This window comes from Streptomyces sp. BK79, from assembly GCF_044142145.1.
In the GTDB taxonomy this organism is placed as follows: domain Bacteria; phylum Actinomycetota; class Actinomycetes; order Streptomycetales; family Streptomycetaceae; genus Streptomyces.
Genome location: NZ_JBHVOC010000013.1, coordinates 211,712 through 235,675 on the forward strand (window position 1 = coordinate 211,712; position 23,964 = coordinate 235,675).

Below are 23,964 nucleotides of genomic sequence, written 5' to 3' on the forward strand. Positions count from 1 at the left end.
GGGCGGGTTGCCGGAAGCCGCCCATACGGGGCTGACCAGGGGATTTCACGAGGCCGTTGTGTCGACCCTCACACGCGCGGCGATCGGGAGGTGGTCGCTGCCGGTCGCCGGGAGGGTCCAGCTCGTCGTCGGTTCGACGCCGGAGACCAGGATCTGGTCGATGCGGGCCATCGGGAAGGACGCCGGCCAGCTGAAGCCGAAGCCGTCGCCCACCGCGCCCTGCGGGGAGCGCATCTGGGAGGTGATCGCGGTGAGCGCGCGGTCGTTCATGGTTCCGTTGAGGTCGCCGAGCAGGATCTTGCGGGGCAGCTTCTCGTCGGCGATGGCCTCGCCGAGGGCCTCGGCGCTCTTGTCCCGCTGCCGGGCGGTGAATCCGGCCTCCAGCTTCACCCGTACGGAGGGCAGGTGGGCGACGTACACCGCGACCGGTCCGGACGGGGTGGCGACGGTGGCGCGCATCGCGCGCTTCCAGCCCAGCCGGATGTCGACGGCCCGCACCTCGCTCACCGGGTACTTGCTCCACAGGCCGACGGTGCCGACGACCGCGTGGTGCGGGTACTTCGAGGCCAGCGCCTTCTCATACGTCGGTACCGCCGACGCCTTCAGCTCCTCCAGGGCCATCACGTCCGCGCCGGCGGCGGCCACGGCGCGCGCGGTGCCGGCCGGGTCGGCGTTGTCGGCGTTGACGTTGTGCGTGGCCACGGTGAGGTCACCGCCGGTGCCGGTCTTGTCGAAGAGCAGGCCGCCGAAGAGGTTGAACCACACGGACACCGGCAGCAGCAGCGCGATCAGCGCCGTCGCCGACCTGCGGACGAGCGCGATCACCAGGAGCACCGGGACCAGCAGCCCGAACCACGGCAGGAACGTCTCCGTGAGGCTGCCGAGGTTGCCGATCGCGTTGGGGATGTGCGAGTGGGCCGCCATGACGACGGCCAGCACGACGGCCACCGCGGCCGTGACCAGGCCCCGGCGCCAGATCCGCCGGTCGCCCCGCCACCCGGCGGTCGCCCGGCCGAACAGGCGCCGAAGCCGGGCTGTCCGACGCTCGGGCCCCGAGCCGCCGCTGTCCGTCTCCGTCACGTACGCCTGCTGCGCCATACCGTCGCCTCACTGCCCTGCCGTACACACCGTCGCCCCCCGTGACTCAGCACCCTAGGGGATGATCGGCTCCGATCCCGCCGTCCCTCGACGGCCGTACGGGCACGAGGACGAGCGAAGCCGCGTCCGGAGTTCCGAACAGCGCCGACAAGAGGGGGCTCTGTGACAGAACGGGCACATTCGACCCCTGGGGCCCGGAGCCGGCCCGATCGAAACGACACCCCCTAGCCGCGCACGAGGACGAGGTGCCACCATGGAAGGGATCCGGGGACGCCGTCAGGGCGCCTCGAGATGACATGAAGGAGCCGTTGCCATGACGCAGCTTTCGGCTGCCCCGACGCCTCAGGGCCGCCCCGCAGACGCGGGCAAGGCGCTGTACGGGGGCAAGATCAACCGTCGTATCACCGTCCGGGACATCGCCGCCGCCAAGGAGCGCGGCGAGAAGTGGCCCATGCTGACCGCGTACGACGCGATGACCGCGTCCGTGTTCGACGAGGCCGGCATCCCGGTCATGCTCGTCGGCGACTCCGCGGGCAACTGCCACCTCGGCTACGACACCACCGTGCCGGTCACCCTCGACGAGATGACCATGCTGTCCGCGGCCGTCGTACGCGGCACCTCCCGCGCCCTGATCGTGGGCGACCTCCCCTTCGGCTCCTACCAGGAGGGCCCGGTGCAGGCGCTGCGCTCGGCGACCCGGCTGGTGAAGGAGGCCGGGGTGGGGGCCGTGAAGCTGGAGGGCGGTGAGCGGTCGCACGAGCAGATCCGGCTGCTCGTCGAGTCCGGCATCCCCGTGATGGCGCACATCGGCCTCACCCCGCAGTCCGTCAACGCCATGGGCTACCGCGTGCAGGGCCGCGGCGAGGAGGCGGCCCAGCAGCTGCTGCGCGACGCCAAGTCGGTGCAGGACGCGGGCGCCTTCGCGGTCGTCCTGGAGCTGGTGCCGGCCGAGCTGGCCGCCGAGGTGACGCGGACGCTGCACATCCCGACCGTCGGCATCGGCGCCGGTCCGGACACGGACGCCCAGGTGCTGGTGTGGACCGACATGCTCGGGCTGACCGGCGGCCGGGTGCCGAAGTTCGTCAAGCAGTACGCCGACCTGCGCCAGGTCATCGGCGGCGCGGCCAAGGCGTTCGCCGAGGACGTCGTCGGCGGAACGTTCCCGCAGGAGGAGCACTCCGTCCACTGAGCCATCGCGGTACGACACCGGCCCCGCCGATCTTCCCCCGTCGGCGGGGCCGGTGGTTTCCCGGCCGGCCCGGTGCGTGCCGGGCGTCCTTCCGGCGGAACGTCGGCGGGACATGGGCGGGGCGTCGGCGGGGCGTCGGCGGGGCCGGGCGGCTGTCGGCGGGATGTCGGCGGTTTGTCGGCGGGGGCTGACAACGTCGTCGGCATGAAGCGAATCGACAGCAACCCCACGGCCGCCGGGAGCGCGGTCACCGTACGGGGGCTGGTCAAGCACTACGGCGAGACCAAGGCACTGGACGGCGTCGACCTGGACGTGCGCGAGGGCACCGTCATGGGTGTGCTCGGACCGAACGGCGCCGGCAAGACCACCCTCGTGCGCATCCTGTCCACCCTCATCACGCCCGACTCCGGCCGGGCGCACGTCGCCGGCTACGACGTCGTACGCCAGCCGCGGCAGCTGCGGCGGGTGATAGGGCTCACCGGGCAGTACGCGTCCGTGGACGAGAAGCTCCCCGGCTGGGAGAACCTCTACATGATCGGCCGACTGCTCGACCTGTCCCGCAAGGACGCCCGCGCCCGGGCCGACGAGCTGCTGGAGCGGTTCTCGCTCACCGAGGCCGCCAAGCGGCCCGCGCGCACGTACTCGGGCGGCATGCGGCGCCGTCTCGACCTGGCCGCCTCCATGATCGGGCACCCGGCCGTGCTGTACCTGGACGAGCCCACCACCGGCCTGGACCCGCGCACCCGCAACGAGGTGTGGGACGAGGTCAAGCGCATGGTCGGCGACGGCGTCACCGTGCTGCTCACCACCCAGTACATGGAGGAGGCCGAGCAGCTCGCCTCGGAGCTGACCGTCGTGGACCGCGGCAAGGTCATCGCGAAGGGCGGCATCGAGGAGCTGAAGGCCAAGGTCGGCGGGCGCACCCTGCGGATCCGCCCGGCCGACCCGCTCCAGCTGCGCCCGCTCGCGTCCCACCTGGACGAGCTGGGCCTCACCGGGCTCGCGAGCACCACCGTGGACGCCGAGCGCGGTGCCGTGCTGGTGCCGATCCTCAGCGACGAGCAGCTGACCGCCGTGGTCGGCGCGGTCACCGCGCGGGGCGTCACCCTCTCCGCCGTCACCACCGAACTGCCCAGCCTGGACGAGGTCTTCCTGTCCCTCACCGGCCACCGCGCCAGTGCCCCGCAGGACCCCGCGCCCACCGACGCCCGCGAGGAGGTCGCCGTATGAGCGCCGCCACCATGACCCCCGCTCCCCCGTCCGCGCCCGCCGACGACGCCCGGATCTCGCTGCGCGGGCACGTGCGGCACACCGGCGCCCTGGTCCGCCGCAACCTGCTGTGGATCCGGCAGGACCCGGAGTCGATGTTCGACGCCCTGCTGATGCCGGTCGTCTTCACCCTGCTGTTCGTGTACGTCTTCGGCGGTTCGATCGGGCAGGCCCTGGGCGGCGGCCAGGACGGCTACGTGCAGTACGTCATCCCGGGCATGATCGCGATGATGAGCATGACGCTGTCCCAGGGCGTCGGCACCGGGTTCAGCCAGGACTTCAACTCCGGTGTCATGGACCGCTTCCGGTCGCTGCCCATCGGACGCGGCTCCGTGCTCTTCGCGAAGATCGCGGTGGAGATGCTGCGGATGCTGTTCGCCACGACGGTGCTGATGGTCGTCGCCGTCCTGGTCGGCTTCGACATCGAGCGCTGGCCCGGACTGTTCGCGGCCGTGGGCCTGTCGGCGGTGTTCGCCTCGTCGATCATGTGGGTGTTCATCACGCTGGGCGTGGTCCTGAAGAACGCCCAGTCCGTGCAGGCGATGGGCTTCCTGGTGCTGTTCCCGCTCCAGTTCGGCTCGTCGATCTTCGCGCCGACCCAGTCGATGCCGGGCTGGCTCCAGGCCTTCACCGACTACAACCCGCTGTCCACGCTCGCCGACGCGGCGCGCGGACTGATGGTGGGCGGCCCGGTCGCGCACGACCTGTGGGTGACGCTCGGCTGGTCGGTGGCGATCACGGCGGTGATGGCGCCGGTCGCCATCCACAAGTTCCGGACCAAGACCTGACGCACCGGGTGCGGGCGGGTCACACGAGGGCGACGGCCTCCTCCACGGTGAGGCCGGCGCCCTCCGCGTACGCGGCCTCGTACTCCTCGCCGGCGAGGGCCTCACGGACCCGCTCGGCGGCCCGGTCCCGCGCGTCGCGTTCCAGGCCCATCGAGACGTGTCCCGGCGGCAGCAGCGCGTCGGCGGCGCCGAGGCAGCGGGCGGCGTCCGCGGCCCGCCGCCCGCCGTCCACGCGGGCCAGCGCCATCGCGCCGATGGTCAGGTACGAGGAGCGCATGTGCGGGGCGATGGCCGCGGACAGCGGATCGCCGGCCTTCTCCAGCGCCTGGCGGACCTTGGCCAGGCAGTCCTCGTGCCGGTCCTCCAGCGCGGCGAACCACCCCTCGGCGGCGAGGATGAAGGCGTCGAAGACGACGAAGTGGGAGATGGAGAACTCCTCGCGCAGCGCCCGCAGCTGCTCCCGGCCCTCGGCGGTCCGCCCGGTCATGCCGAACCAGCCGGCGAGGTAGAGCCGGGCGGCCGGCATCGCGGCGTTGTGTCCCGCACCCGCGTTGCGGGCGACCACCGCGCGCAGGAGGGGCTCACCCCGCTCGGCGTCGCCCGACTCCAGCAGCACGCTGCCGAGCCGGGCGTGGAGGATGTCGACCTGGGCGTGCGCGCCGAGCCGTTCGGCGTGTTCGGCGGCGGCCTCGTAGGAGGCGGCGGCGGGCCCGTACTCCCCCTTGCGTTCCTGGGCCTCGGCGCGGGCGGCCAGGGCCTCGGTGGTGCCCCAGGCGTCGCCGAGGCGGCGGTAGATCTCCAGCGCCTCGTCGGCGTCGCGGGCCGCGTCGCCCGCCCAGTCGGTGCGGTTGGCGAGGAGGTTGGCGCGCATCTGGAGGCTGCCGGCCAGCTGCCACTCGTATCCAGGGGTCTCGCGGCAGGTGCGCACGGCGGCGTTCATGATCTCGTGCAGCCGGTCGACGTCGCCGGAGAGCATCACGGCGAAGAACCAGAACAGGCCCGGCGGGGCGCAGGTCTGGGGCATGCCGGGTTCGTAGGCCGCGGCGATGACGCGCAGTTTCCGCTGGGCGTCCGGCGTCTGCCAGGCGTCCAGCTCGGTGTCCATGCAGGCGAGGTGGGCGAGGTGGACGCCGCGCCGGGCCTCGGCGAGCACCTCGCCGGTCATCGGGGGCGGGGTGGCCGTGCACGGCTGCCACACCGGCTCGGCGCGCCGGACCGGCTCGGTGAACGGGTCCGGGCCGAGGGCCATGACCTCGCTGAACCAGTTCCGGGCCTCCACGCGCAGGTCGCGCATCTGCCAGTACCAGACCAGCGACAGCGACAGGCTCAGCGCCTCCTGCTCGTCGCGCTCCGCGATGGCGTGGCGCAGGGCGGTGCGCAGGTTCTCGTACTCGCGCTCCAGCCGTTCGATGGCGGGCAGCTGCCGCGGGCCGCGCAGCAGCGGGTCGGTGGTCCGGGCGAGTTCGCGGTAGTACGTCAGGTGCGCGCGTTCGGCGCCGGCCCGGCCGCCGGCCTCGTCGAGGCGCTCTGCGGCGTACTCGGCGACGGTCTCCAGGAGCCGGTAGCGCATGCCGTCGCTCCCGGTCGGCGCGGCCACGACCAGGGACTTGTCGACGAGGGAGCCGAGGGCGTCCAGGGCGGCGGGGCCGCACACGGCCTCGGCGGCGGCGAGGTCGCAGCCGCCCGCGAAGACGGACAGGCGCCGCAGCACGTCCCGCTCCTCCTCGTCGAGCAGGTCCCAGGACCAGTCGACGACCGCGCGCAGGGTCTGCTGTCGGGGCAGGACGGTGCGGCTGCCGGAGGTGAGCAGGCGGAAGCGGTCGTCGAGGCGGTCGGCGATCTGGCGCGGGGTCAGCATCCGCAGCCGGGCCGCCGCGAGTTCGATGGCGAGCGGCAGGCCGTCGAGGCGGCGGCAGATCTCGGCGCAGGCCGCGGCGGTCTCCTCGTCGGCGTCGGGGCGGAAGCCGGGGCGGGCGGCGGCGCCCCGGTCGGCGAGCAGCCTGAGCGCGGCCGGCTCGGGCAGCGGCTCGACCGGGCGCAGCGACTCCCCGGGCACCCCGAGGGGTTCGCGGCTGGTGGCGAGGACGGTCAGGCCCGGGCAGCGGGCGAGCAGTTCCTCGGTGAGGCGGGCGGCGGCCTCGACGACGTGCTCGCAGTTGTCCAGGACGATCAGCATGCGGCGCCGGCCGCAGTGCTCGACGAGGCGCTCGACGGCGGTGGCCCGCCGGTCGGAGGCGGTGACGGCCCGCATCTCCTCGGCGCCGGCGCCGTACAGCACGGTCTCGCGGGCGCCCAGGGCGGTCAGTACGGCCTCCGGTACGTCACCGGGGTCGTCGACGGGGGCGAGTTCGGCCAGCCAGACCCCGTCCCGTGCCGTGTCCCCGACGCCCTCGGCGGCCTCCTGGGACAGCCGGGTCTTGCCGGCGCCGCCGGGTCCGAGGAGGGTGACCAGACGCGAGGTCTCCAGGTCGGCGCGCACGGCCTCCAGGTCGGCGTCCCGGCCCACGAAGGAGGTGAGCCTGGCCCGGAGGTTGCCCCGGGGGCGGGAGACGGCCGGGTCGGCGGAGGTCGCGGGCCGTGCGGGCGTCGTAGGCCCTGCGGGCAACGTCGGGCTTACGGGGCTCCCAGGGCTCCCGGGGCTCCCGGGGCTCCCGGGGCTCCCAGGGTTGAGCAACTGCTCGTGCAGCGCCCGCAGTTCCGCCCCCGGGTCGGCACCCAGCCGGTCCGCGAGCAGTCGGCGTACGGCGTCGTAGGCGGCCAGCGCCTCGGCCGTACGGCCGGTGTCGCGCAGGGCGCGCAGCCGCAGGGCCTGGAGGGGCTCGTCCAGGGGGTGGCCGTCGCACAGCGCGGTCAGCTCGGGCAGGGAGCGCTCGGCCTGCCCCAGGTCGAGGGCGGCGGTGTGACGGGCCCGCAGGGCGTCCAGGTGCCGGGTCTCCCAGCGGGCCGCCTCGGCGCCGCGGTCGGGCAGGTCGGCGAGGGCGGGGTCGCGCCACAGGGTGAGGGCGTCGTCGAGCACGTCGGCCGCCTTGGCGGGGTCGCCGTCGGCGAGCGCGCGGCTGCCCTCGCCGGCCAGCCGGTCGAACCGGTGCAGGTCGATGTCGTCGGGGGCGGCGCTGAGCCGGTAGCCGCCGTCGGCCGAGGCGACCGCGTCCGCGCCGATCGCCCGGCGCAGCCGCCCGACCAGCGCCTGCAGCGCGCCCGGCGCGTCGGCGGGCGGATCGCCGCTCCACACCTCCTCCACCAGCAGGCCCGCGGGCACCGTGCGGCCGGGCCTCAGGGCGAGCACGGTCACCAGCGCACGCAGCCGCGCCCCGCCGACCGGGACGACCGTGCCGTCGGGGCGGAGTACCTGTGTGGTGCCGAGGATGCGATAGCGCACGGGGTCCATTGTCCCTGCTGCCGTCGGAGCCGGGCACGGGGTTTACCGGCGCGCCGGTGAGCCGCCGTGCCGGCCGTGCCGGACGCGTCCCCCGGCCGGAACCTCGCGGCGGCCGCGAGACGTTCTCCCGGTGCGCCCGGTACCGTCGGGCACTCCTCGCGGGTCCCGTCCCCCACCGAACAGTCCAGGGAGTTCCATGACCACCGCCACCGCCCGCCCCAGCGACCGGCGGATCAGTCCCGTGTTCCTCGGGATCCTCGCCGTCACCGCGGTCACGGGTTGGGCCACCTGGACCGGGTTCGCCGAGCAGCCCGGGCTGGCCGTGTTCCTGTTCGTGACGGGCGCGTGGGTCGTGTCGCTGTGCCTGCACGAGTACGCGCACGCGCGCACCGCGCTGCACGGCGGCGACATCTCGGTCGGCGCGAAGGGCTACCTGACGCTGAACCCGCTGAAGTACACGCACGCCCTCCTCAGCATCGTCCTCCCCGTGGTCTTCGTGATCATGGGCGGGATCGGTCTGCCGGGCGGCGCGGTGTTCATCGAGCGCGGGCGGATCCGGGGGCGGTGGCGGCACAGCCTGATCTCGGCGGCGGGCCCGCTGACGAACGTCCTGTTCGCCGTGGTGTGCACGGCCCCGTTCTGGCTGGACGCGCTGGACGGCGTGCCGCGCGACTTCCGGATCGCGCTGGCCTTCCTGGCGCTGCTCCAGGTGACGGCCGCGATCCTGAACTTCCTGCCGGTGCCGGGTCTGGACGGCTACGGGGTGATCGAGCCGTGGCTGTCGTACAACGTGCGGCGGCAGGTGGAGCCGCTGGCGCCGTTCGGGCTGCTGATCGTGTTCGCGCTGCTGTGGATCCCGGCGGTCAACGGCGTGTTCTTCGACGCGGTCGACGCGGTGCTGCGCGGCCTGGGGATCGGCGAGATTGACACGTACTGCGGCTTCGAGCTGTACCGCTTCTGGCAGACCGACGAGCTGTGCACCGTCGGCTGACGAGGCCGCTCAGCCGGTGGCGGACGGGGAGCGGCGGGCATCCCGGCCGCGCTTCACGTAGTACCAGCACATGTTGGACGACAGCCCCGACAGCAGCACCCACACGACGCCGATCACCACGCTGCCCTGCACGAAGGAGACGACGGCGGCGGCCACGGCGAGGACGCAGACGACCAGGGCGTAGAGGGCGAGGCGGGGCATGGTGCGGGCTCCTGTCGGGGACACGGCGGGTGTCGTGGTGCGGTGCTGCTGACACCCACCAGTGTCCCCCATCGCCTCATACGTCCGTGACGCGGAGCCCGGCGTGTGCCTTGTAGCGGCGGTTGACGGAGATCAGGTTGGCGACCAGCGACTCGACCTGGTGGGCGTTGCGGAGCCGGCCGGCGAAGACGCCGCGCATGCCGGGGATGCGGCCGGCGAGGGCCTGCACGATCTCCACGTCGGCCCGCTCCTCGCCGAGCACCATGACGTCGGTGTCGATCTCCTCGATCTCCGGGTCCTGGAGGAGGACCGCGGAGAGGTGGTGGAAGGCGGCGGTGACCCGGCTGTCCGGCAGCAGGGCGGCGGCCTGCTCGGCGGCGCTGCCCTCCTCGGGCTTGAGCGCGTAGGCGCCCTTCTTGTCGAAGCCGAGCGGGTTGACGCAGTCGACGACGAGCTTGCCGGCCAGCTCCTCGCGCAGGGATTCGAGGGTCTTGCCGTGGCCGTCCCAGGGCACGGCGACGATCACGAGGTCGCTGCGGCGGGCGGTCTCGGCGTTGTCGGCGCCCTCGACGCCGTGTCCGATCTCCTCGGCGGCGGCCCGGGCGCGCTCGGCGGCGCGCGAGCCGACGATCACCTTCTGGCCGGCCTTGGCGAGGCGGTGGGCGAGGCCCTTGCCCTGGGGGCCGGTGCCGCCGAGTACGCCGACGACCAGCCCGGAGACGTCGGGCAGGTCCCAGGGGTCCTTGGCGGGGGCCTTCTGTGCAGCACTGTCGGTAGAGGTCATGGGCCGACCCTACGTCCGTCCCGGCCGCCGGGCGGGGCGAGGTCCCGCCCGGCGCCGCGCCGCCCTGGGGCGTGACCGGGTCGGGCGAATCCGGGCCGAACGCCGGGCCGGGCCGCCGGGGTTGCGGCAGGATGCGGGCGCATGGACGCCGTACGGGTCGCGCTGCTGCGGGAAGTGCTCGCCGGGACCGAGTGGCTGGGGGCCACCCGGAGGTTCGCGGGGGCGCTCCGGGGCTCGGTGGTGCCGCACGGGGGCGGGCTGCTGCTGGTGGGCACCGCCGCGTACGAGCCCTGGCACCTGGCGGCGCACCTGGTGGACGAGGCCGCCTGGTCGGGCACGCCGGAGCTGGCGCCCACGCTCGTCCGGCACGACGCGCGCCCGTCGGACCCGGCGCACCTGGCGGTCGGGCTCGGGCGGCTGGCGGCGGCCCGGCGCGGGGAGACGCTGCTCGTGGTGACGCCGGACGATCCCGGCGCCCCGCTCCTGGAACGGGTGCACGACGCCCGCCGGGCCGGTGCGACCGTGCTGGCGCTGGGCTCGGGCGAGCGCGAGCTGACGGCGATGGCGCACGAGGCGCTGACCGTGCCGGACGGCGCGGAGCTGGACCTGGACACGGTGCAGCACCTGGTCAGCGCGGCGGCCGGGGAGAACGCGGTACCGCCGCCCCGGGGCCGCCGCCGCTTCCGCGACCGCCTGTCCCGCCTGGCCGACCACCTGACGGCCCCGCCGCCGTCGCGCTGGTGAGGTCCCGCGGGCCGGCGCCGCGAGCGGGTGGTCAGTCGTCGTCCGCGCGCCCCGGGGAGGAGGCGTCGTGCCACTTCGGGTCGTTCTCCCACTCGAGGTTGCGCTCGCGGGCGGTCTGCATCGCGCGCTCGGCCTCCGTGCGGGAGGCGTACGGTCCGAAGCGGTCCTTTCCGGGGCAGTCCGGGCCCTCCTCCACCTTCTGGTGCTCCAGGCAGTAGTACCACTCGCCCGGTTTTCCGACCGTGCGCTTCTTGAACAGGGCCATGACCGGCTCCTTTCGCCAGGGACATGGTCTCGTATGCCCGCTGGTTAGACTCGCTGTCATGTCTTCTGGCCAGTCGCTGCTCGTACCTGGGGAGCTGTCTCCCACCCGTTCCGTGCCCGGAAACATCCGGCGGCCCGAGTACGTCGGCAAGCCCGCGCCGACGCCGTACACCGGACCGGAGGTGCAGACGCCCGAGACGATCGAGGCGATGCGCGTGGCGGGCCGGATCGCGGCGCGGGCCATGGAGGAGGCCGCGAAGCTCATCGCGCCCGGCGTGACGACGGACGAGCTGGACCGGGTGGCGCACGCGTACATGTGCGACCACGGGGCCTACCCCTCGACGCTCGGCTACCGCGGTTTCCCCAAGTCCCTGTGCAGCTCGGTCAACGAGGTCATCTGCCACGGCATCCCGGACTCGACGGTGCTGCGCGACGGCGACATCGTCAACCTCGACGTCACCGCCTACATCGGCGGCGTGCACGGCGACAACAACGCGACCTACCTGGTCGGCGACGTGGACGAGGAGAGCCGGCTGCTGGTCGAGCGGACCCGGGAGTCCCTGGCCCGCGCGATCAAGGCGGTCAGGCCGGGCCGGCAGATCAACATCATCGGCCGGGTCATCGAGTCGTACGCCAAGCGGTTCGGTTACGGGGTGGTGCGGGACTTCACCGGTCACGGCATCAACAGCTCGTTCCACTCCGGGCTGATCGTCCCGCACTACGACAGCCCGCACGCCACGACCGTCATGCAGCCCGGGATGACCTTCACGATCGAGCCGATGCTGACGCTCGGGACCCACGAGTACGACATGTGGGACGACGGCTGGACGGTCGTGACGAAGGACCGCAGGCGGACGGCCCAGTTCGAGCACACGCTGGTGGTGACGGACACCGGGGCCGAGATCCTGACGCTTCCGTAGCCCCCTCCCCCCGCATCGCGTTCCCGCACGGCCCGCTCTCCTCGGAGGGCGGGCCGTCGCGCGTCCGGGTACGCTTTTGCCGACAGACCGTCGGCAAGCTATTGACTTAGGTAAGCCTAACCACAGAAGATCGGTCGTATGGACTCCTTCTCGACGCTGATCCGCACCGCCTCCCACGAGCAGCACATGGAGGCGGAGACCTCGACGTTCATGAGCGACCTGCTGGGCGGCCGGCTCGGCGTCGACGCGTACGCGCGCTACACCGAGCAGCTGTGGTTCGTGTACGAGGCGCTGGAGACCGCGGCCGGCCGGCTGGCGTCGGACCCGGTGGCCGGGCCGTTCGTGCGGCCGGAGCTGTTCCGGCTGGGCGCGCTGGAGCGGGACCTGGGGCATCTGCGGGGCGCCGGCTGGCGGGAGTCCCTGTCCGCCCTGCCGGCCACCCGGGCCTACGCGGACCGGGTGCGCGAGTGCGCCGAGACCTGGCCGGGCGGCTACGTCGCCCACCACTACACCCGCTACCTCGGCGACCTGTCCGGCGGCCAGATCATCCGCGACCGGGCCGAGCGGACGTGGGGTTTCGCCAAGAAGGGCGACGGAGTCCGGTTCTACGTCTTCGAGGAGATCGCCAACCCGGCCGCGTTCAAGCGGGAGTACCGCGAACTGCTGGACGGCATCCGCGCGGACGACCTGGACAAGCAGCGGGTGGTCGCCGAGTGCAAGCGGGCCTTCGCCCTGAACACGGCGGTCTTCCGGGCCCTGGGCGAGGAGTTCCCCCTCTCCGCCTGACGGGCCGTCATTCCGGAGAGCACCGGGGTACACCCCCCTTCCCCCCGGACGGACCGGTCCCCCTCGGCCGCCTGGGCCGAGGGGGACCGGGAGCGGACGGCCCGCCCGCTCAGTTGTCGATGTCGTAGTCGTCGCTGCGGCAGTTGATGCCGCCGTAGTACAGGTCGCCGGTGCTGTCCGTGGTGATGGCGCCGAAGTACGGGCTGCAGGTGGCGTCCTTGTCACCGTGGAGCGGGCCGTCGACGGCGGTGGCCGTAGCGGCGGCGCCGGCGGTCATGGCGGCGGCCAGCAGGACGGTGGCGAGGGCGGAGCGGATGCGCATGGATTTCCTCTCGCGTGCGGGAACGGTCAGGCCAGAGGTAACCCCTCGCGCTCGCGGGCACACGCGGTTCCACCCGTACGGCGGCGCCCGTCACCGCTCCAGGTGCACCCGTCCGCCGATCTCCACCCACCCGTCGGGCTGCGGGGCCGTCAGGATCTGCGAGCCCGCCCCCTGCGTGATGTTGAGGGCCCGGCCCAGCCGCTCGGTGAGCAGCAGCGCCGCCGCCCCCGTCGCCTCGTCCTCGTCGATGCCGTCGTCGCGGCCGGGAAAGGCGCGGGCCCGCACCCGCCCCGCCGGCCCGTCCTCCCACGCCCAGGCGTAGACCCACTCGCCCTTGGGCGGCACCGGCAGGTCGTCGACCTCGGCGACGGTGGCGTACTGGCGCAGGGTGCGCGGCGGGGCCCACTCGGGGCGGGCCTCGATCCAGCTGAACTCGCCGTCCAGCCGGGCGCCCACCACGCCGGCCGGTGTGACGAGTTCGGGCACGTCCAGCAGCCAGGCCGCGCCGACGCAGGGGTGGCCGGCGAACGGCAGCCGCAGCGTCGGCGTGTAGATGTCCACGACGCCGCGCTCGGGGTCGTCGACGAACACGGTCTCGCTGAAGCCGAGTTTCGCGGCCAGCTCCTGCCGCCCGGCCCGGTCCGGCAGCACGGAGCCGTCCCGGACGACGCCGAGTTCGTTGCCGTATCCGCCGTTCGGCGCGCAGAAGACGCGCAGTACGTCGTAGTCAGTCACCCGGGCATTCAAGCATCGCGGGCGGGTGGGCCGGGGCGGCCGCTCGATGGCGGGCCGCCCCGGCTCGCGACAAGGGGAGTACTCCTGCCCCTCGAACGCCTACCGCTGCGTGCGCCGCTTGCGGGCGGCGAACACCGCGCCCGCGCCGATCGCCACCGCCGCGCCGGCCGCCGCGCCCAGGGCCGGGCCGGGGAGGTCGGTGCCGGTGGAGGCGAGGCTGCCGCCACCGGTCACCCCGCCCGTGGTGGTGCCGGTGCCGCCGATGGTGGAGCCCGTGCCGCCGGTCGTGGAACCGGTGCCGCCGGTCGTGCCCGTGCCGCCGGTGCCGCCCGCCGTGCCCGAGCCGCCGGCGGAGCCCGTGCCGCCGCCCGGCAGCTGGGCGTCGTCGCTCAGCGCCACCGACAGGTCCACGGCGTCCAGGGCCGTACCGGCCGGGTAGTTGCCGAAGATCTCCGCGCCGGCTCCGGTGAGCGTGGCGGCGACGTCGTCGACCGTGATGACGTCGTCGCGGGCGGTCAGGTCGGCCGACTTGGCCTTGAGGTCGGCCAGGACCACGCCCTTCTTCGCCTCGCCGAGGCTGTTCACGTCGGCGGTGAGCGTGCCGGTGCCGCCGTCGAGGGTGGCCTTGAGGTTGCTCAGGGTCAGGTCGAGGCCGTAGGTGCCGTCGGTCTCGTGGCCCTTGAAGTTCACGGCGCCCCGGAAGGACGCGGTGAGCTTGCCGGCGTCCGTGTCGTAGGTGCCGGTGGCGTCCTTGAAGGTGAAGGCGCCGTTGCCGGCGGCCTGGGCGGCGCCGCCCGAGACGGTGACCCGCCCCTTGGCGATGGGGCCGACGACGTAGGCGCGGAAGGACTCCTTCACGCCCCAGCCGAGGGTGCCGTCCGCTATCGCGCCCTTGGCGGGGGCCTGGGTGGGCGCGTCGGTGGCGGGGGCCGTGGCGGAGGCGGAGGCGGTGGCGGTGGCGGACGCGCTGGTGCTCGCCGTCGGGTCCGGCGCGGACGAGGTCGTCCCGGTCGCCGTCGGCTCCGGTTCCTGGGTCTGGGTCCGCGTCGCCGTCGGGGAGGGCTGGGTGGTGGGGGCCCCGGTGGTGGGGGTCGGGCTGGGCTCCGTCGGCGTCTTCCGCGTCAGCGTCAGGGGGTCGCCCGCCGCGCCTTCGTAGCCGGCGCTGCCGAAGACCTCCGCGGCCCGGGCGGTCAGCGTGGTCGCCATGTCCTTCATCTCGCGGGTGACGGTGACCGTGGCGAGCGGCACGTCGTCCTCCGTCGTGCCGTCCCGGGTCACGTCGGCGGTGATCGCGGCGTCCGCGCTGTCGAACCTGACGTCCGACAGCGTGAGCACGAAGCCGTGCGCCTTGGACTCGACGGCCAGGCTGCCCTTGAAGGCGAGGTTCGTGACGTGCGTGGCCGAGTCGTAGGCTCCCGTGCCGTCGACGAACGTGAACGCGCCGTTGCCGGCGGCCTGCGTCGCGCCCTCGGCGGGGGTGAAGGTGCCCTTGGCGAAGGTGGTGACGTAGGTGCGGTAGGACTGCTTGATGCCCCAGGTCAGCTCGTAGTCCTTGAGCGGGACCTCGGCGGCCGAGGCGGTGCCCGCGCCGACGGTGGCGAGGGCGGTGGCGCCGAGCGCGGCGGCCGTCGCCACGGCGGCGGCGAGAGCGGTGGAGCGGCGTCGTCTGACGGGCATGGCTCGGTTCTCCTTGAGTGGTGGGGCCGCGGGTGGGCGGCCCGGTGTCGTGGGTTCAGCCCTCGTCCGAGGGGGACGCGGCGGGCCGGGCGCGGCGCCTGCGCAGGGCGACGGCCAGGAGGGCCGCGGCCACCGGCAGCAGGGCGCCGACCGCGAGGAAGACGGGCAGGGCGGGGAAGTCGTCGTCGCCGGCGCTCGCGACGGGGGCGGCGGCCGGGGTCCGGGATTCTCCGGCGCGCTCGGGTTGCGGGCTCGCGCTCGCCGTCGGGGCGCTGCCGAGATCGGGCAGGGCGGGCAGCTTCGCGTCGGCGGTGAGGGCGACGGCCAGGGACACCGGGTCCATCTCGGTGCCCGCCGGGTACATGCCGCCGAAGGCCCGGGCGCCGCGCGCGGTGAGCCTGGCGGGGGCCTCGGTCACCGTCACCAGGCCGTCGGCGGGCTTCAGTTCCCCGGCGGTGAAGGTCACCAGGGGCACCTTCGCGCCGTTCAGGCCGGGGCTCCTCACGTCGGCGTAGAGCGTGCCCCTGCCGTCCTTCACGACGGCCCGTACGCCGCTGAGGCTCAGGTCGAGGCCGTGCGCGCCGGTGAAACGCACCGCGCCCTCGAAGGCGGCGGTGAGGCCCCCGTCGTCGTAGGTGCCCTCGCCGCCGGGGAAGCGGAAGAGGGCGCCGCCGTCCTGGGCGCCGGCGGTGAGGGTCCACTTGCCGTCGGCGATGTCGCCGGTGACGTACTCGCGGAAGGTGCGGCGCACACCCCAGTCGACGGCGCCGTCCTCGATGGCACCCTTCTCGGCGGCGCCCTTCTCGGCGGTGGCCGGGGTCTTCTCGGGCTTCGGCGACGCGGCGGGCGTCGTGGGCGCGCCGGACGGCCGCTCCCGCTGCCGCGCCGCCGCCCGTACGTCGGCCGACAGGCTCACCGGGTCGAGCGCGGTCCCGGCGGTGTAGTACCCGGCGAAGGACGCGGCGCCCTGGGCGGTGAGGGTGGCGGGCACGTTGTCCAGGGCGACGGTGTCGCCGCCGCCCCTCATGTCGATGCCGCCCAGCGAGAGGGAGGCGAAGGGCACCTGACGGGACGTCGTGACCGCCCCGGTGTCCTTCGCCCTGCTGACGACGTCCACGTGGAGCGTGCCGGTGGAGCCCAAGACGCTCACGGTGGGACGGCTGATCGTGAGGTCGAGCTGGTGGGCGCCCGTGCCGGTGCGGTGCCCGAGGAAGCGCACGCCGCCGGAGAAGGCGGCACGGAAGGAGCCGGTGTCGCCGTCGTAGGAACCGGTCGCCGAGTGGAAACGGAACGCGCCGCCGCCGACGGTGGCCGCGCCCTGGGTCAGGGAGTAACTCCCCTTCGCGATGGGCCCGGTGACGTAGCTCTGGAACGAGGACTTGATGCCCCAGTCGAGCCGGCCGCCCTGCACGGTCCGGCTCTCTGCGTGCGCGGTGGCGGCGGGGAGCAGAGCCGTGAGAACCGCCGCGCACAACACGGTGACCAGGGCGCGAAGACGGGCGGGCATGCGAAGTCCTCCGGATCGGGGGGCCGGTAGCGAACGAAGGTAAGGCTAACCTAAGCTCTACCCGACCGACCCGGGCGGCCGACGGAAAGGACGGACGGAACGTGCGACGCTTGCGCAACCGACTGGCGGGAGCACTGCTGTCCGTGCTCGCCCTCGGCCTCACCGCGTCCGGATGCGGAGGCTCCCCCGAGGCCGCCTCCGGCACCGGGAGCGGTTCCGGGGCCACGACGAGGGCGGCCGTCGCCGACCGGGTCGAGCCGCTCGCGCGGACACCCGAGCCGAAGCTCCCGGTCACCGTCCGCTCCGCCGACGGTGAGCGGGTGACGGTGGAGCGGGCCGCGCGCGTGGTGCCCCTCTCCGGCAGCCTCAGCGAGATCGTCTTCACCCTCGGGCTCGGCGACCGCGTCGTCGCCCGGGACGTCACCGCCACCTTCGAACAGGCGGCGGAGTTGCCCGTGGTCACCCGGGGCCACGACGTCTCCGCCGAGAGCGTGCTGTCCCTGAAGCCGGACCTGGTGCTCGCCGAGACCACCACCGGGCCGGCGGAGGCCGTGGACCAGATCCGCGCCGCCGGCGTCCCGGTGCTGTTCGTCGAGGCCGCCAAGGGCCTGGACGACGTGGGCACCCGCATCCGCGCGGTCGCCGACGCGCTCGGCGTACCGGCGGCCGGTAAGGAACTGACCCAGCGCTCCGAGCGGCGGATCGACGCCGTACGCGAGGACGTTCCGGACGGGGACAGGCCCCGGGTCGCCTTCCTGTACCTGCGCGGCTCGGCCTCCGTCTACCTCATCGGCGGCGCGGACTCCGGCGCCGGCTCCCTGATCGAGGCGGCCGGGGCGGTGGACGCCGGAGCCGCCTCGGGCCTGGAGAAGGACTTCACCGCCCTCACCAGCGAGGCGCTCGCGAAGGCCGCGCCCGACGCGATCCTCGTGATGAGCAAGGGACTGGAGTCCGTCGGCGGCGTCGACGGCCTGGTGAAGATCCCCGGCGTCGCCCAGACCCCGGCCGGCCTGGACCGCCGGATCGTCTCCGTCGAGGACGGCGTACTCCTCAACTACGGCCCGCGCACCGACCAGGTGCTGAAGTCGGTCGTCGCCCAGCTGTACGGCGAGGGCGGCGCCCGATGACCGTGCTGGACCGACAGCCGCACCCCGGCACACCCGCCGAGCCACCCCCGTCCCCTCCCCCTCCCCCGCCACGCGCCGCCCGGCGCTCCACCCCCTGGCTGCTGACCGCCGCCCTGGTCGCCGGCCTGCTCGCCCTCGTCCCGGTCGCGGCCGGCACCGGCGCCTACCCGGTCCCGGTCGGCGACGTGCTCGGCTCCCTGCTGCACCGGGCCGGGCTCGGCGGCACCGAACTGGACCGGGTGGCCGAGTCGGTGCTGTGGAACGTGCGGTTCCCGCGGATCGTGCTGGCGCTGCTGGTCGGCGCCTCGCTCGGCTGCGCGGGCGCGCTGATGCAGGGCGTGTTCGGCAACCCGCTCGCCGAACCCGGCGTCATCGGCGTCTCCTCGGGCGCGGCGGTGGGGGCGGTCGGCGCCATCGCCTTCGGCCTGCACTTCCTCGGCACCTGGACGGTGCCCGTCCTCGCGTTCGGCTCCGGTCTGATCACGGTCCTCGTGGTCTACGCGATGTCCCGCTCCGGCGGCCGCACCGAGGTCGTCACGCTGATCCTGACGGGCATCGCCGTGAACGCCTTCGCGGGGGCGCTGATCGGACTGTTCCTGTTCTTCGCGGACACGGCGGAGGTCAACCAGATCACCTTCTGGCAGCTCGGCTCGCTCGCGCAGGCCACCTGGCCGAAGGTGCTGGCGGTGCTGCCGTGCGCGGCACTCGGGCTGGCCCTCGCCCCGCTGTACGCCCGCCGCCTCGACCTGCTGGCCCTCGGTGAACGCCCGGCCCGGCACCTGGGCGTGGACGTGGAGCGGCTGCGGATCGTGCTGGTCCTGGTGATCGCGCTGCTGACCGCGGCGGCGGTGAGCGTGGCCGGGGTCATCGGCTTCGTCGGTCTCGTCGTACCGCACCTGCTGCGGATGCTCGCGGGCCCCGGACACCGGTTCCTGATCCCGGGCAGCGCGCTGCTGGGCGCGCTGGTGCTGCTCGCCGCCGACCTGGCGGCCCGCACGGTCGCCGAGCCGGCCGAGCTGCCGCTCGGGGTGCTGACGGCGCTGCTGGGCAGCCCGTTCTTCTTCTGGCTGCTGCGCCGCACCCGGCGCAGGCAGGGGGGTTGGGCATGACCGGCACGAGAACCCGGGGCGCCCGGGGGCTGCGGCGCCTCGTACCGTCCCGCCCCGCGCCGCCCGGTCCGGCGGCGCCCGGCGACGTCCTCGTCGAGGCGGAGGGCGTACGCGTCCGGCTCGGCGGGCGGCCGGTCCTCGACGGCGTGGACGTCATCGTCCGCGCGGGCGAGGTGCTCGCCCTGGTCGGCCCCAACGGGGCGGGGAAGTCCACCCTGTTGGGCGTCCTGGCCGCCGACGTCCCGGCCGCCGAGGGCGTCGTACGCGTCCACGGCCGCCCGGTGGAGGACTGGTCCGCGCCCGAGCTGGCGCTGCGCCGGGCGGTGCTGCCCCAGTCGGCGTCGCTGTCCTTCCCGTTCCCGGTGGAGGAGGTCGTCCGGATGGGCCGGGCGCCCTGGGCGGGCACGGACCTGCGGGACGAGGACGACGCGGCCGTGGCCGAGGCGATGGCCCGCACCGAGGTGTCCGGCTTCGCCGGGCGCCCGTTCTCCGCGCTCAGCGGCGGCGAGCGGGCCCGGGTGGCACTCGCCCGGGTCCTGGCCCAACACGCCCCGCTCCTGCTGCTCGACGAGCCGACGGCCGCGCTGGACCTGCGGCACCAGGAGCTGGTGCTGCGGGTGTGCCGGGAGCGGGCGCGGGCCGGGGACGCGGTGGTCGTCGTGCTGCACGACCTGGGGCTGGCGGCGGCGTACGCGGACCGGGTCGCGGTCCTGCGCGCCGGCCGGATCGCGGCCGACGGGCCACCGGCCCGGGTGTTCCGCGAGGACCTGCTGTCCGAGGTCTACGACCAGCCGGTGGAGGTGCTGCCGCACCCGCGCACGGGCGCCCCGCTGGTCGTCCCGCGACGCGAACCCTGACGGGAGGTCACGGTGTGGACGCTGTCACCCCTCCCCCCGTCCGGGCGCCGCCTCCCCCCGGTAGGGTTCGCCTCCGGGAAGGGGAAGGTGAAGAAACCTGATGAGCAGGGATCGCGGCCCTCGTAGGCCCCGCAGGCTTCGCAAGTGCGCGCTCATATCCGCCTCGGCGACCGCTCTGTCGCTGACGGCGAGCGGATGCGTGGTGGTGCACGGCGAGCGCGAGGTGCTCCCGTCGGCCACCCGGGCCGAGGCCGCGAAGGCGCTCCAGCAGTTCACCTCCGCGTACAACGCGGCCGACAAGGCGTACGACGTCTCCCTCGACGCCGACCACACCACCGGCGCGCTCGCCGCCATCGACTCGGCGCGGCTCAAGGCGGGCCGCACCAACAGCCCGGACGGCAACGCGTCGCACGTGCCGCTGGAGCTGACGGACGCGAAGTACACGATCCCGAAGAAGGCGGGCTGGCCACGCTGGTTCGTCGCGGACACCAAGGCGAACAAGGGCGGGAACGCCCGCTGGCTGCTGGTCTTCACCCGCCACGGCATCGACGAGACCTGGCAGGCGGCGTACCTGACCCTGGTCGCCCCCGGCCGGATGCCCGAGTTCAAGACGGACGCGGACGGCTGGGCCGAGGCCGTCCCCGCCAACTCCACGGACGTGACCGTCCCGCCGGCCGGCCTGAGCAAGCAGTACACGGCGTACCTGAAGGACGGCGGGGACGCCTTCGCGGACGGCGTCCACACCAGTGCCTGGCGGGAGCTGCGCGAGAAGCGGTCGATCCGCCCGGGCCTGGTCACCCAGTACATCGACGAGCCGCTCACGAACGGCGACTACGCCCCCCTGGCGCTGCGCACGCGGGACGGCGGGGCGCTGGTCTTCTTCACCACCCGGCACTTCGAGAAGCAGACGGCCGCGCGGGGCGCCGCGGTGCCGACGCCGAACCGGGACGTGCTGGCGCTGACGGACGGCGAGATCAAGCAGTCGCTGACGATGGAGTTCGTCTCCAACGAGGTCGCGCTCGACCCGGCGGAGGGCTCCGGCGACGGGAAGGTGTCGGTCCTGGGCCGGGTCCAGGGCCTGACGTCGGCGAAGGGCGAGTAGCGGGCGGCGACGCCGTTCAGCGGCGCAGCGGCCAGGCCGCCCCCGCGTGGTCGCTGTCCTCGCCGGCGTGCCGGGCGCAGGCGTCGGTGAGGGTCTCCAGCAGGGTCAGCGGGTCCGGCAGCGGGTGCTCCGGTCCGCGCACCCAGTGCACCGTACGGTCCTCACCGGGCAGCCGGGCGGGCGGTACGAGGACGTAGGAGCCGCGGCAGTGCCAGCGCAGGCCGGGGTGCTCGTCCATCGTCTCGGGGTGGCAGTCCAGCTCGCAGGGCCACCACTCGTCCTCTTCCTCGGGGGTGCCGCGGGTGAGGGTGAACAGCAGCATGCGGCCGTCGTCGCTCTCGGCGACCGGTCCGACCTCGACACCGGCGTCGAGCAGGCGCCGCAACGCCTCGCGACCGGCTTCCAGGGGCACGTCCAGGACGTCGTGCACCATGCCGGTCGCGGTGATGAAGTTGGCCTCGGGCTGATGGCGGGCCCAGCGCTCGATCTGCGCCCGGTCGGTCGTGGACTGCGTCTGCCAGGCGAACGACACCGGGTGCCGCGCGGGGGTGGGACAGCCGACGCGGTCGCAGGAGCAGCGGTATCCGGCCGGGTGCGCGGCGGGCGCCAGGGGCAGTCCCGCACCGGCGGCGGCGAGCAGCAGGTCCTCCCGGCCCCCGTCTCCGGTGGCCTCCTTGGGCCGGCGTCCGCGCAGCCACTGGGAGATTTTGCCCTGCCGGCCGCTCCGACCGCCGAACTCCGCGCTCATCTATCCCCTCGCCTCGCCGTCGTGCGCACCAGCATGCCCTATGGTCGCACCATTCCGCGCTTCGGGGCCGGGAAGGGACAAACTTCCCTGGTCACCCCTCTGGTCACCGAGGAGCGAGCCCGTACAGCGCGTAGTCCACGAGCGTGTCGGTGTAGGCGTGGGAGATCGGCGCCGTGCGCTGGAGCCAGCGCTGGGCGAGCGGGGAGACGAACAGTTCCAGCGCGATGCGCGGGTCGATCCCGTCCCGCACCTGCCCCTCGGCCTGGGCCGCGCGCAGCCGGTCGACGTAGAGCTGGAGCGAGGGTTCCAGGAGCTTGGCGACGAACTCCCGGCCGAGCTGTTCGTTGACGACGCCCTCCGCGGCCAGGGCCCGGGAGGGTGCCTCGAACTTCGGGTCCCGCAGTTCGTCGACGGTGGCGCGCAGCACCGTCTTGAGGTCGGCGGCGAGGTCGCCGGTGTCCGGGATGGCGTACGTCTCCTCACCGGCGGCCCGCGCGGCCTGGTCGCCCAGGTCGAGGAATGCCTCCAGCAGGACGTCCGCCTTCGAGGGCCACCAGCGGTAGATCGTCTGCTTGCCCACGCCGGCGCGGGCGGCGATGCCCTCGATGGTGGTCTTGGGGTAGCCGACCTCCGAGACGAGCGCGAGGGCGGCGTCGAAGATGGCCTGGCGGGACCGCTGGCTGCGGCGGTTGGCGTCGGGGTGCGGCCTGTCGACGGGGGGCGGGGCGGGGACGTACTTCTTCTGAGCGGCCATGCCTCGAATCTACCAGGTTGACAAGACGCCGCGTCTCGCCGACAGTGGAACCCATGAACGAGACGATACGACTCGTCTCTCACTCGGAAGGGAGCACGTCATGACCCGAGGTGGAGCGGGAAACATGCTGGGCGTCGGCGGCACGCGCCACAAACTCGGCCGCGACGCCCTGCGCGGCGGCGGCCGGGGCGGCAGGACAGGCGGCGGCGCGGACCCCCAGGCCGGGAAGCGGGACCTGCTGCGCAGGCTCCAGGAGCGGCAGCGGCAACAGCGCGAGGAGGCCCGCGCGAGCGACCCGGCCTCGTGAGCGGCGACGACGCCGCCGGCCCTACCTCCCGGCCGGACCGGCCTGCGGGGGCGGCCACTCATCGCCCCAGTCCGCGTCCCGGGCGGCCTTGTACAGATCGCCGTGGCGCTTGGTGACCGTCCGGCGGCGCAGCTGCTCGTCGGGCTCGCACAGGTCGAGCAGGACCTGCCCCTTGCGGATCTGCGGACGCCGGACCACCCGGGAGGCGGCGGGGGCGACCGCCGGCCGGGCGGCGGCGACGTAGCTGAACTTCTCGTCCTCGTAGGCGAGGGAGCCGCCCTTGACCTGCCGGTGCAGGGAGGAACGGCTGACCCGGGCCGCGAAGTGGCACCAGTCCGTGCCGGGAACGATGGGGCAGGCGGCGCTGTGCGGGCAGGGCGCGGCGACGTGGAACCCGGCGGAGACCAGCCGGTCCCGCGCTTCGATGACCCGGGCGTACCCGTCCGGCGTGCCGGCCTCCACGATGACGACGGCCTGCGCGGCGCGGGCGGCGGCGTCGACGAGGGCGGCGCGGTCGGCGCCGGTCAGCTCGTTGAGGACGTAGGAGACGGTGACGAGATCGGTGGGCTCCACGCCGAGCGCCGACCCGATCCGGGCGCGCTGCCAGCGGACGTCCCGCAGGGCCGGGTGGGCGGCGGCGATCTCCCGGCCCAGGGCGAGCGCGGGCTCGGCCCAGTCGAGCACGGTCACCGGCCGCGTGCCGCCCCAGGTGTCGCTCACGGCCCAGGTCGCCGCGCCGGTCCCGCCGCCGACGTCCACGTGGCCGCCGGGCACCCACCCGGGCACGGCGTCCGCGAACGCCGCCAGCGCCGAGCGCACCGCCGCGAAGGTCGCGGGCATGCGGTACGCGGCGTAGGCGACGACGTCCGCGCGGTCCCGCAGGATCGGGGCGTCGGTCGGGGTGGCCCCGCGGTAGTTGGCGATCAGCCGGTCGACGGCCTGCGCGGCCTGGCGGGGCGGCAGCCCGTCGACCAGCTCGGCGAGGGCGGTGCGCAGGGTGTCGGCGGGGTCGTTCACCCGGCGATTCTACGGTGACGGGGGTGGGCCCTGGCGGGGCGGTGTCACGCGGCCCGGCGCCGCGGGGTGGCCGTAGGTTACGGGGGTGGGGTGCGCGGCCCGGCGTGACGGGGTGCCGGCGCGGCTGCGGGCCGGGGGTGGGAGTCGCAGCCCGGCGTTACGGGGTGCCGCTGCGCCCACCCGTGCCGCCCCAGCGGCACGACTGCCCGCAGCTAGGAAGGGGGGAGCGGACGGAAAGCCGCGTACGGCGGGAAGGGGACGGGTCGGGGGGTGTCCGCCCGCAGCGGTT

General features: G+C 74.3%; 24 protein-coding genes and 1 pseudogene. 13 read left to right on the forward strand and 12 right to left on the reverse strand.

Going from position 1 to position 23,964, the window contains the following annotated elements; translation table 11 throughout:
- Positions 1–45: 45 nt before the first annotated feature.
- Positions 46–1,098, reverse strand: a complete 1,053-nt coding sequence (locus ACFIF2_RS18420) for an endonuclease/exonuclease/phosphatase family protein (RefSeq protein WP_395573862.1) — start codon at positions 1,096–1,098, stop codon at positions 46–48.
- Positions 1,099–1,411: 313 nt separating this feature from the next.
- On the opposite strand from ACFIF2_RS18420, the gene panB reads away from it, so the two are divergent.
- From panB to ACFIF2_RS18435, 3 genes are all read left to right on the forward strand, one after another.
- Positions 1,412–2,287, forward strand: a complete 876-nt coding sequence (panB, locus tag ACFIF2_RS18425; protein WP_395573864.1) for a 3-methyl-2-oxobutanoate hydroxymethyltransferase — start codon at positions 1,412–1,414, stop codon at positions 2,285–2,287.
- Between the two features lie 204 nt (positions 2,288–2,491).
- The gene (locus ACFIF2_RS18430; RefSeq protein ID WP_395573866.1) at positions 2,492–3,517 is read left to right on the forward strand and encodes an ATP-binding cassette domain-containing protein; all 1,026 of its coding nucleotides are present in this window, start codon (positions 2,492–2,494) and stop codon (positions 3,515–3,517) included.
- The gene (locus ACFIF2_RS18435) at positions 3,514–4,344 is read left to right on the forward strand and encodes an ABC transporter permease (protein ID WP_395573868.1); all 831 of its coding nucleotides are present in this window, start codon (positions 3,514–3,516) and stop codon (positions 4,342–4,344) included. Before ACFIF2_RS18430 ends, ACFIF2_RS18435 begins: the two co-directional genes overlap by 4 nt.
- Positions 4,345–4,363: 19 nt before the next feature.
- Here ACFIF2_RS18435 and ACFIF2_RS18440 read toward each other — a convergent pair whose 3' ends face one another.
- Positions 4,364–7,732, reverse strand: coding sequence for an AfsR/SARP family transcriptional regulator (locus tag ACFIF2_RS18440; RefSeq protein ID WP_395573870.1), 3,369 nt, complete (start codon positions 7,730–7,732; stop codon positions 4,364–4,366).
- 187 nt (positions 7,733–7,919) lie between these two features.
- Between ACFIF2_RS18440 and ACFIF2_RS18445 the strand changes: the two genes are divergently transcribed.
- Positions 7,920–8,714: a site-2 protease family protein gene (locus ACFIF2_RS18445; RefSeq protein ID WP_395573872.1), complete on the forward strand. Its 795-nt coding sequence runs from the start codon at positions 7,920–7,922 to the stop codon at positions 8,712–8,714.
- A 9-nt stretch (positions 8,715–8,723) separates the two neighbouring features.
- Here ACFIF2_RS18445 and ACFIF2_RS18450 read toward each other — a convergent pair whose 3' ends face one another.
- Both ACFIF2_RS18450 and npdG read right to left on the reverse strand, forming a co-directional pair.
- Positions 8,724–8,915: a hypothetical protein gene (locus tag ACFIF2_RS18450; protein ID WP_395573874.1), complete on the reverse strand. Its 192-nt coding sequence runs from the start codon at positions 8,913–8,915 to the stop codon at positions 8,724–8,726.
- A 76-nt stretch (positions 8,916–8,991) separates the two neighbouring features.
- Positions 8,992–9,699 (reverse strand): NADPH-dependent F420 reductase, encoded by a 708-nt coding sequence (gene npdG / locus ACFIF2_RS18455; protein ID WP_395573876.1) that lies wholly within the window; start codon positions 9,697–9,699, stop codon positions 8,992–8,994.
- A 141-nt stretch (positions 9,700–9,840) separates the two neighbouring features.
- Between npdG and ACFIF2_RS18460 the strand changes: the two genes are divergently transcribed.
- Positions 9,841–10,443 (forward strand): hypothetical protein, encoded by a 603-nt coding sequence (locus ACFIF2_RS18460; RefSeq protein ID WP_395573878.1) that lies wholly within the window; start codon positions 9,841–9,843, stop codon positions 10,441–10,443.
- Positions 10,444–10,474: 31 nt separating this feature from the next.
- On the opposite strand, the gene ACFIF2_RS18465 is transcribed toward ACFIF2_RS18460, so the two are convergent.
- Positions 10,475–10,708, reverse strand: a complete 234-nt coding sequence (locus tag ACFIF2_RS18465) for a hypothetical protein (RefSeq protein WP_395573880.1) — start codon at positions 10,706–10,708, stop codon at positions 10,475–10,477.
- A 58-nt stretch (positions 10,709–10,766) separates the two neighbouring features.
- Here ACFIF2_RS18465 and map point away from each other — a divergent pair, with 58 nt between their 5' ends.
- Both map and ACFIF2_RS18475 read left to right on the forward strand, forming a co-directional pair.
- Positions 10,767–11,627 carry a type I methionyl aminopeptidase gene (map, locus tag ACFIF2_RS18470; RefSeq protein WP_395573882.1) on the forward strand — a complete coding sequence of 287 codons (861 nt, stop codon included), beginning with the start codon at positions 10,767–10,769 and terminating at the stop codon, positions 11,625–11,627.
- Between the two features lie 138 nt (positions 11,628–11,765).
- Positions 11,766–12,413 (forward strand): heme oxygenase (biliverdin-producing), encoded by a 648-nt coding sequence (locus ACFIF2_RS18475; protein ID WP_395573884.1) that lies wholly within the window; start codon positions 11,766–11,768, stop codon positions 12,411–12,413.
- A 109-nt stretch (positions 12,414–12,522) separates the two neighbouring features.
- Here ACFIF2_RS18475 and ACFIF2_RS18480 read toward each other — a convergent pair whose 3' ends face one another.
- The 4 genes from ACFIF2_RS18480 to ACFIF2_RS18495 form a co-directional block, all read right to left on the reverse strand.
- Complete coding sequence (locus tag ACFIF2_RS18480) at positions 12,523–12,735, reverse strand: hypothetical protein (protein WP_395573886.1); 213 nt, start codon at positions 12,733–12,735, stop codon at positions 12,523–12,525.
- 90 nt (positions 12,736–12,825) lie between these two features.
- Positions 12,826–13,470 (reverse strand): PhzF family phenazine biosynthesis protein, encoded by a 645-nt coding sequence (locus tag ACFIF2_RS18485; protein WP_395573888.1) that lies wholly within the window; start codon positions 13,468–13,470, stop codon positions 12,826–12,828.
- Positions 13,471–13,569: 99 nt separating this feature from the next.
- Positions 13,570–15,147 carry an HtaA domain-containing protein gene (locus ACFIF2_RS18490; RefSeq protein WP_395573890.1) on the reverse strand — a complete coding sequence of 526 codons (1,578 nt, stop codon included), beginning with the start codon at positions 15,145–15,147 and terminating at the stop codon, positions 13,570–13,572.
- Positions 15,148–15,202: 55 nt separating this feature from the next.
- On the reverse strand, positions 15,203–16,654 hold the full coding sequence (locus ACFIF2_RS18495) for an HtaA domain-containing protein (RefSeq protein ID WP_395573892.1): 1,452 nt from the start codon (positions 16,652–16,654) through the stop codon (positions 15,203–15,205).
- A 101-nt stretch (positions 16,655–16,755) separates the two neighbouring features.
- Between ACFIF2_RS18495 and ACFIF2_RS18500 the strand changes: the two genes are divergently transcribed.
- The 5 genes and pseudogenes from ACFIF2_RS18500 (at position 16,756) to ACFIF2_RS18520 (ending at position 20,849) form a co-directional block, all read left to right on the forward strand.
- Positions 16,756–17,781, forward strand: a complete 1,026-nt coding sequence (locus ACFIF2_RS18500) for a hemin ABC transporter substrate-binding protein (RefSeq protein ID WP_395573894.1) — start codon at positions 16,756–16,758, stop codon at positions 17,779–17,781.
- Positions 17,778–18,890 (forward strand): FecCD family ABC transporter permease, encoded by a 1,113-nt coding sequence (locus ACFIF2_RS18505; protein ID WP_395573896.1) that lies wholly within the window; start codon positions 17,778–17,780, stop codon positions 18,888–18,890. The genes ACFIF2_RS18500 and ACFIF2_RS18505 overlap by 4 nt, the downstream gene beginning before the upstream one ends.
- Positions 18,887–19,747 (forward strand): heme ABC transporter ATP-binding protein, encoded by an 861-nt coding sequence (locus tag ACFIF2_RS18510; protein WP_395573898.1) that lies wholly within the window; start codon positions 18,887–18,889, stop codon positions 19,745–19,747. Before ACFIF2_RS18505 ends, ACFIF2_RS18510 begins: the two co-directional genes overlap by 4 nt.
- Before the next feature lie 3 nt (positions 19,748–19,750).
- Positions 19,751–19,873: pseudogene (locus tag ACFIF2_RS18515) on the forward strand (iron transporter); the annotation flags it as partial.
- Positions 19,848–20,849, forward strand: a complete 1,002-nt coding sequence (locus ACFIF2_RS18520) for a hypothetical protein (protein WP_395573900.1) — start codon at positions 19,848–19,850, stop codon at positions 20,847–20,849. The pseudogene ACFIF2_RS18515 and the gene ACFIF2_RS18520, both read left to right, overlap by 26 nt.
- Before the next feature lie 16 nt (positions 20,850–20,865).
- On the opposite strand, the gene ACFIF2_RS18525 is transcribed toward ACFIF2_RS18520, so the two are convergent.
- Both ACFIF2_RS18525 and ACFIF2_RS18530 read right to left on the reverse strand, forming a co-directional pair.
- Positions 20,866–21,597, reverse strand: a complete 732-nt coding sequence (locus tag ACFIF2_RS18525; protein WP_395573902.1) for a bifunctional DNA primase/polymerase — start codon at positions 21,595–21,597, stop codon at positions 20,866–20,868.
- 103 nt (positions 21,598–21,700) lie between these two features.
- Positions 21,701–22,351, reverse strand: coding sequence for a TetR/AcrR family transcriptional regulator (locus ACFIF2_RS18530; RefSeq protein WP_395573904.1), 651 nt, complete (start codon positions 22,349–22,351; stop codon positions 21,701–21,703).
- 100 nt (positions 22,352–22,451) lie between these two features.
- Here ACFIF2_RS18530 and ACFIF2_RS18535 point away from each other — a divergent pair, with 100 nt between their 5' ends.
- Positions 22,452–22,658: a DUF6243 family protein gene (locus ACFIF2_RS18535; RefSeq protein WP_395573906.1), complete on the forward strand. Its 207-nt coding sequence runs from the start codon at positions 22,452–22,454 to the stop codon at positions 22,656–22,658.
- 21 nt (positions 22,659–22,679) lie between these two features.
- Here ACFIF2_RS18535 and ACFIF2_RS18540 read toward each other — a convergent pair whose 3' ends face one another.
- Entirely contained in the window at positions 22,680–23,675 is a 996-nt protein-coding gene (locus ACFIF2_RS18540; RefSeq protein WP_395573908.1) for a small ribosomal subunit Rsm22 family protein, read from the reverse strand.
- Positions 23,676–23,964: the final 289 nt, after the last annotated feature.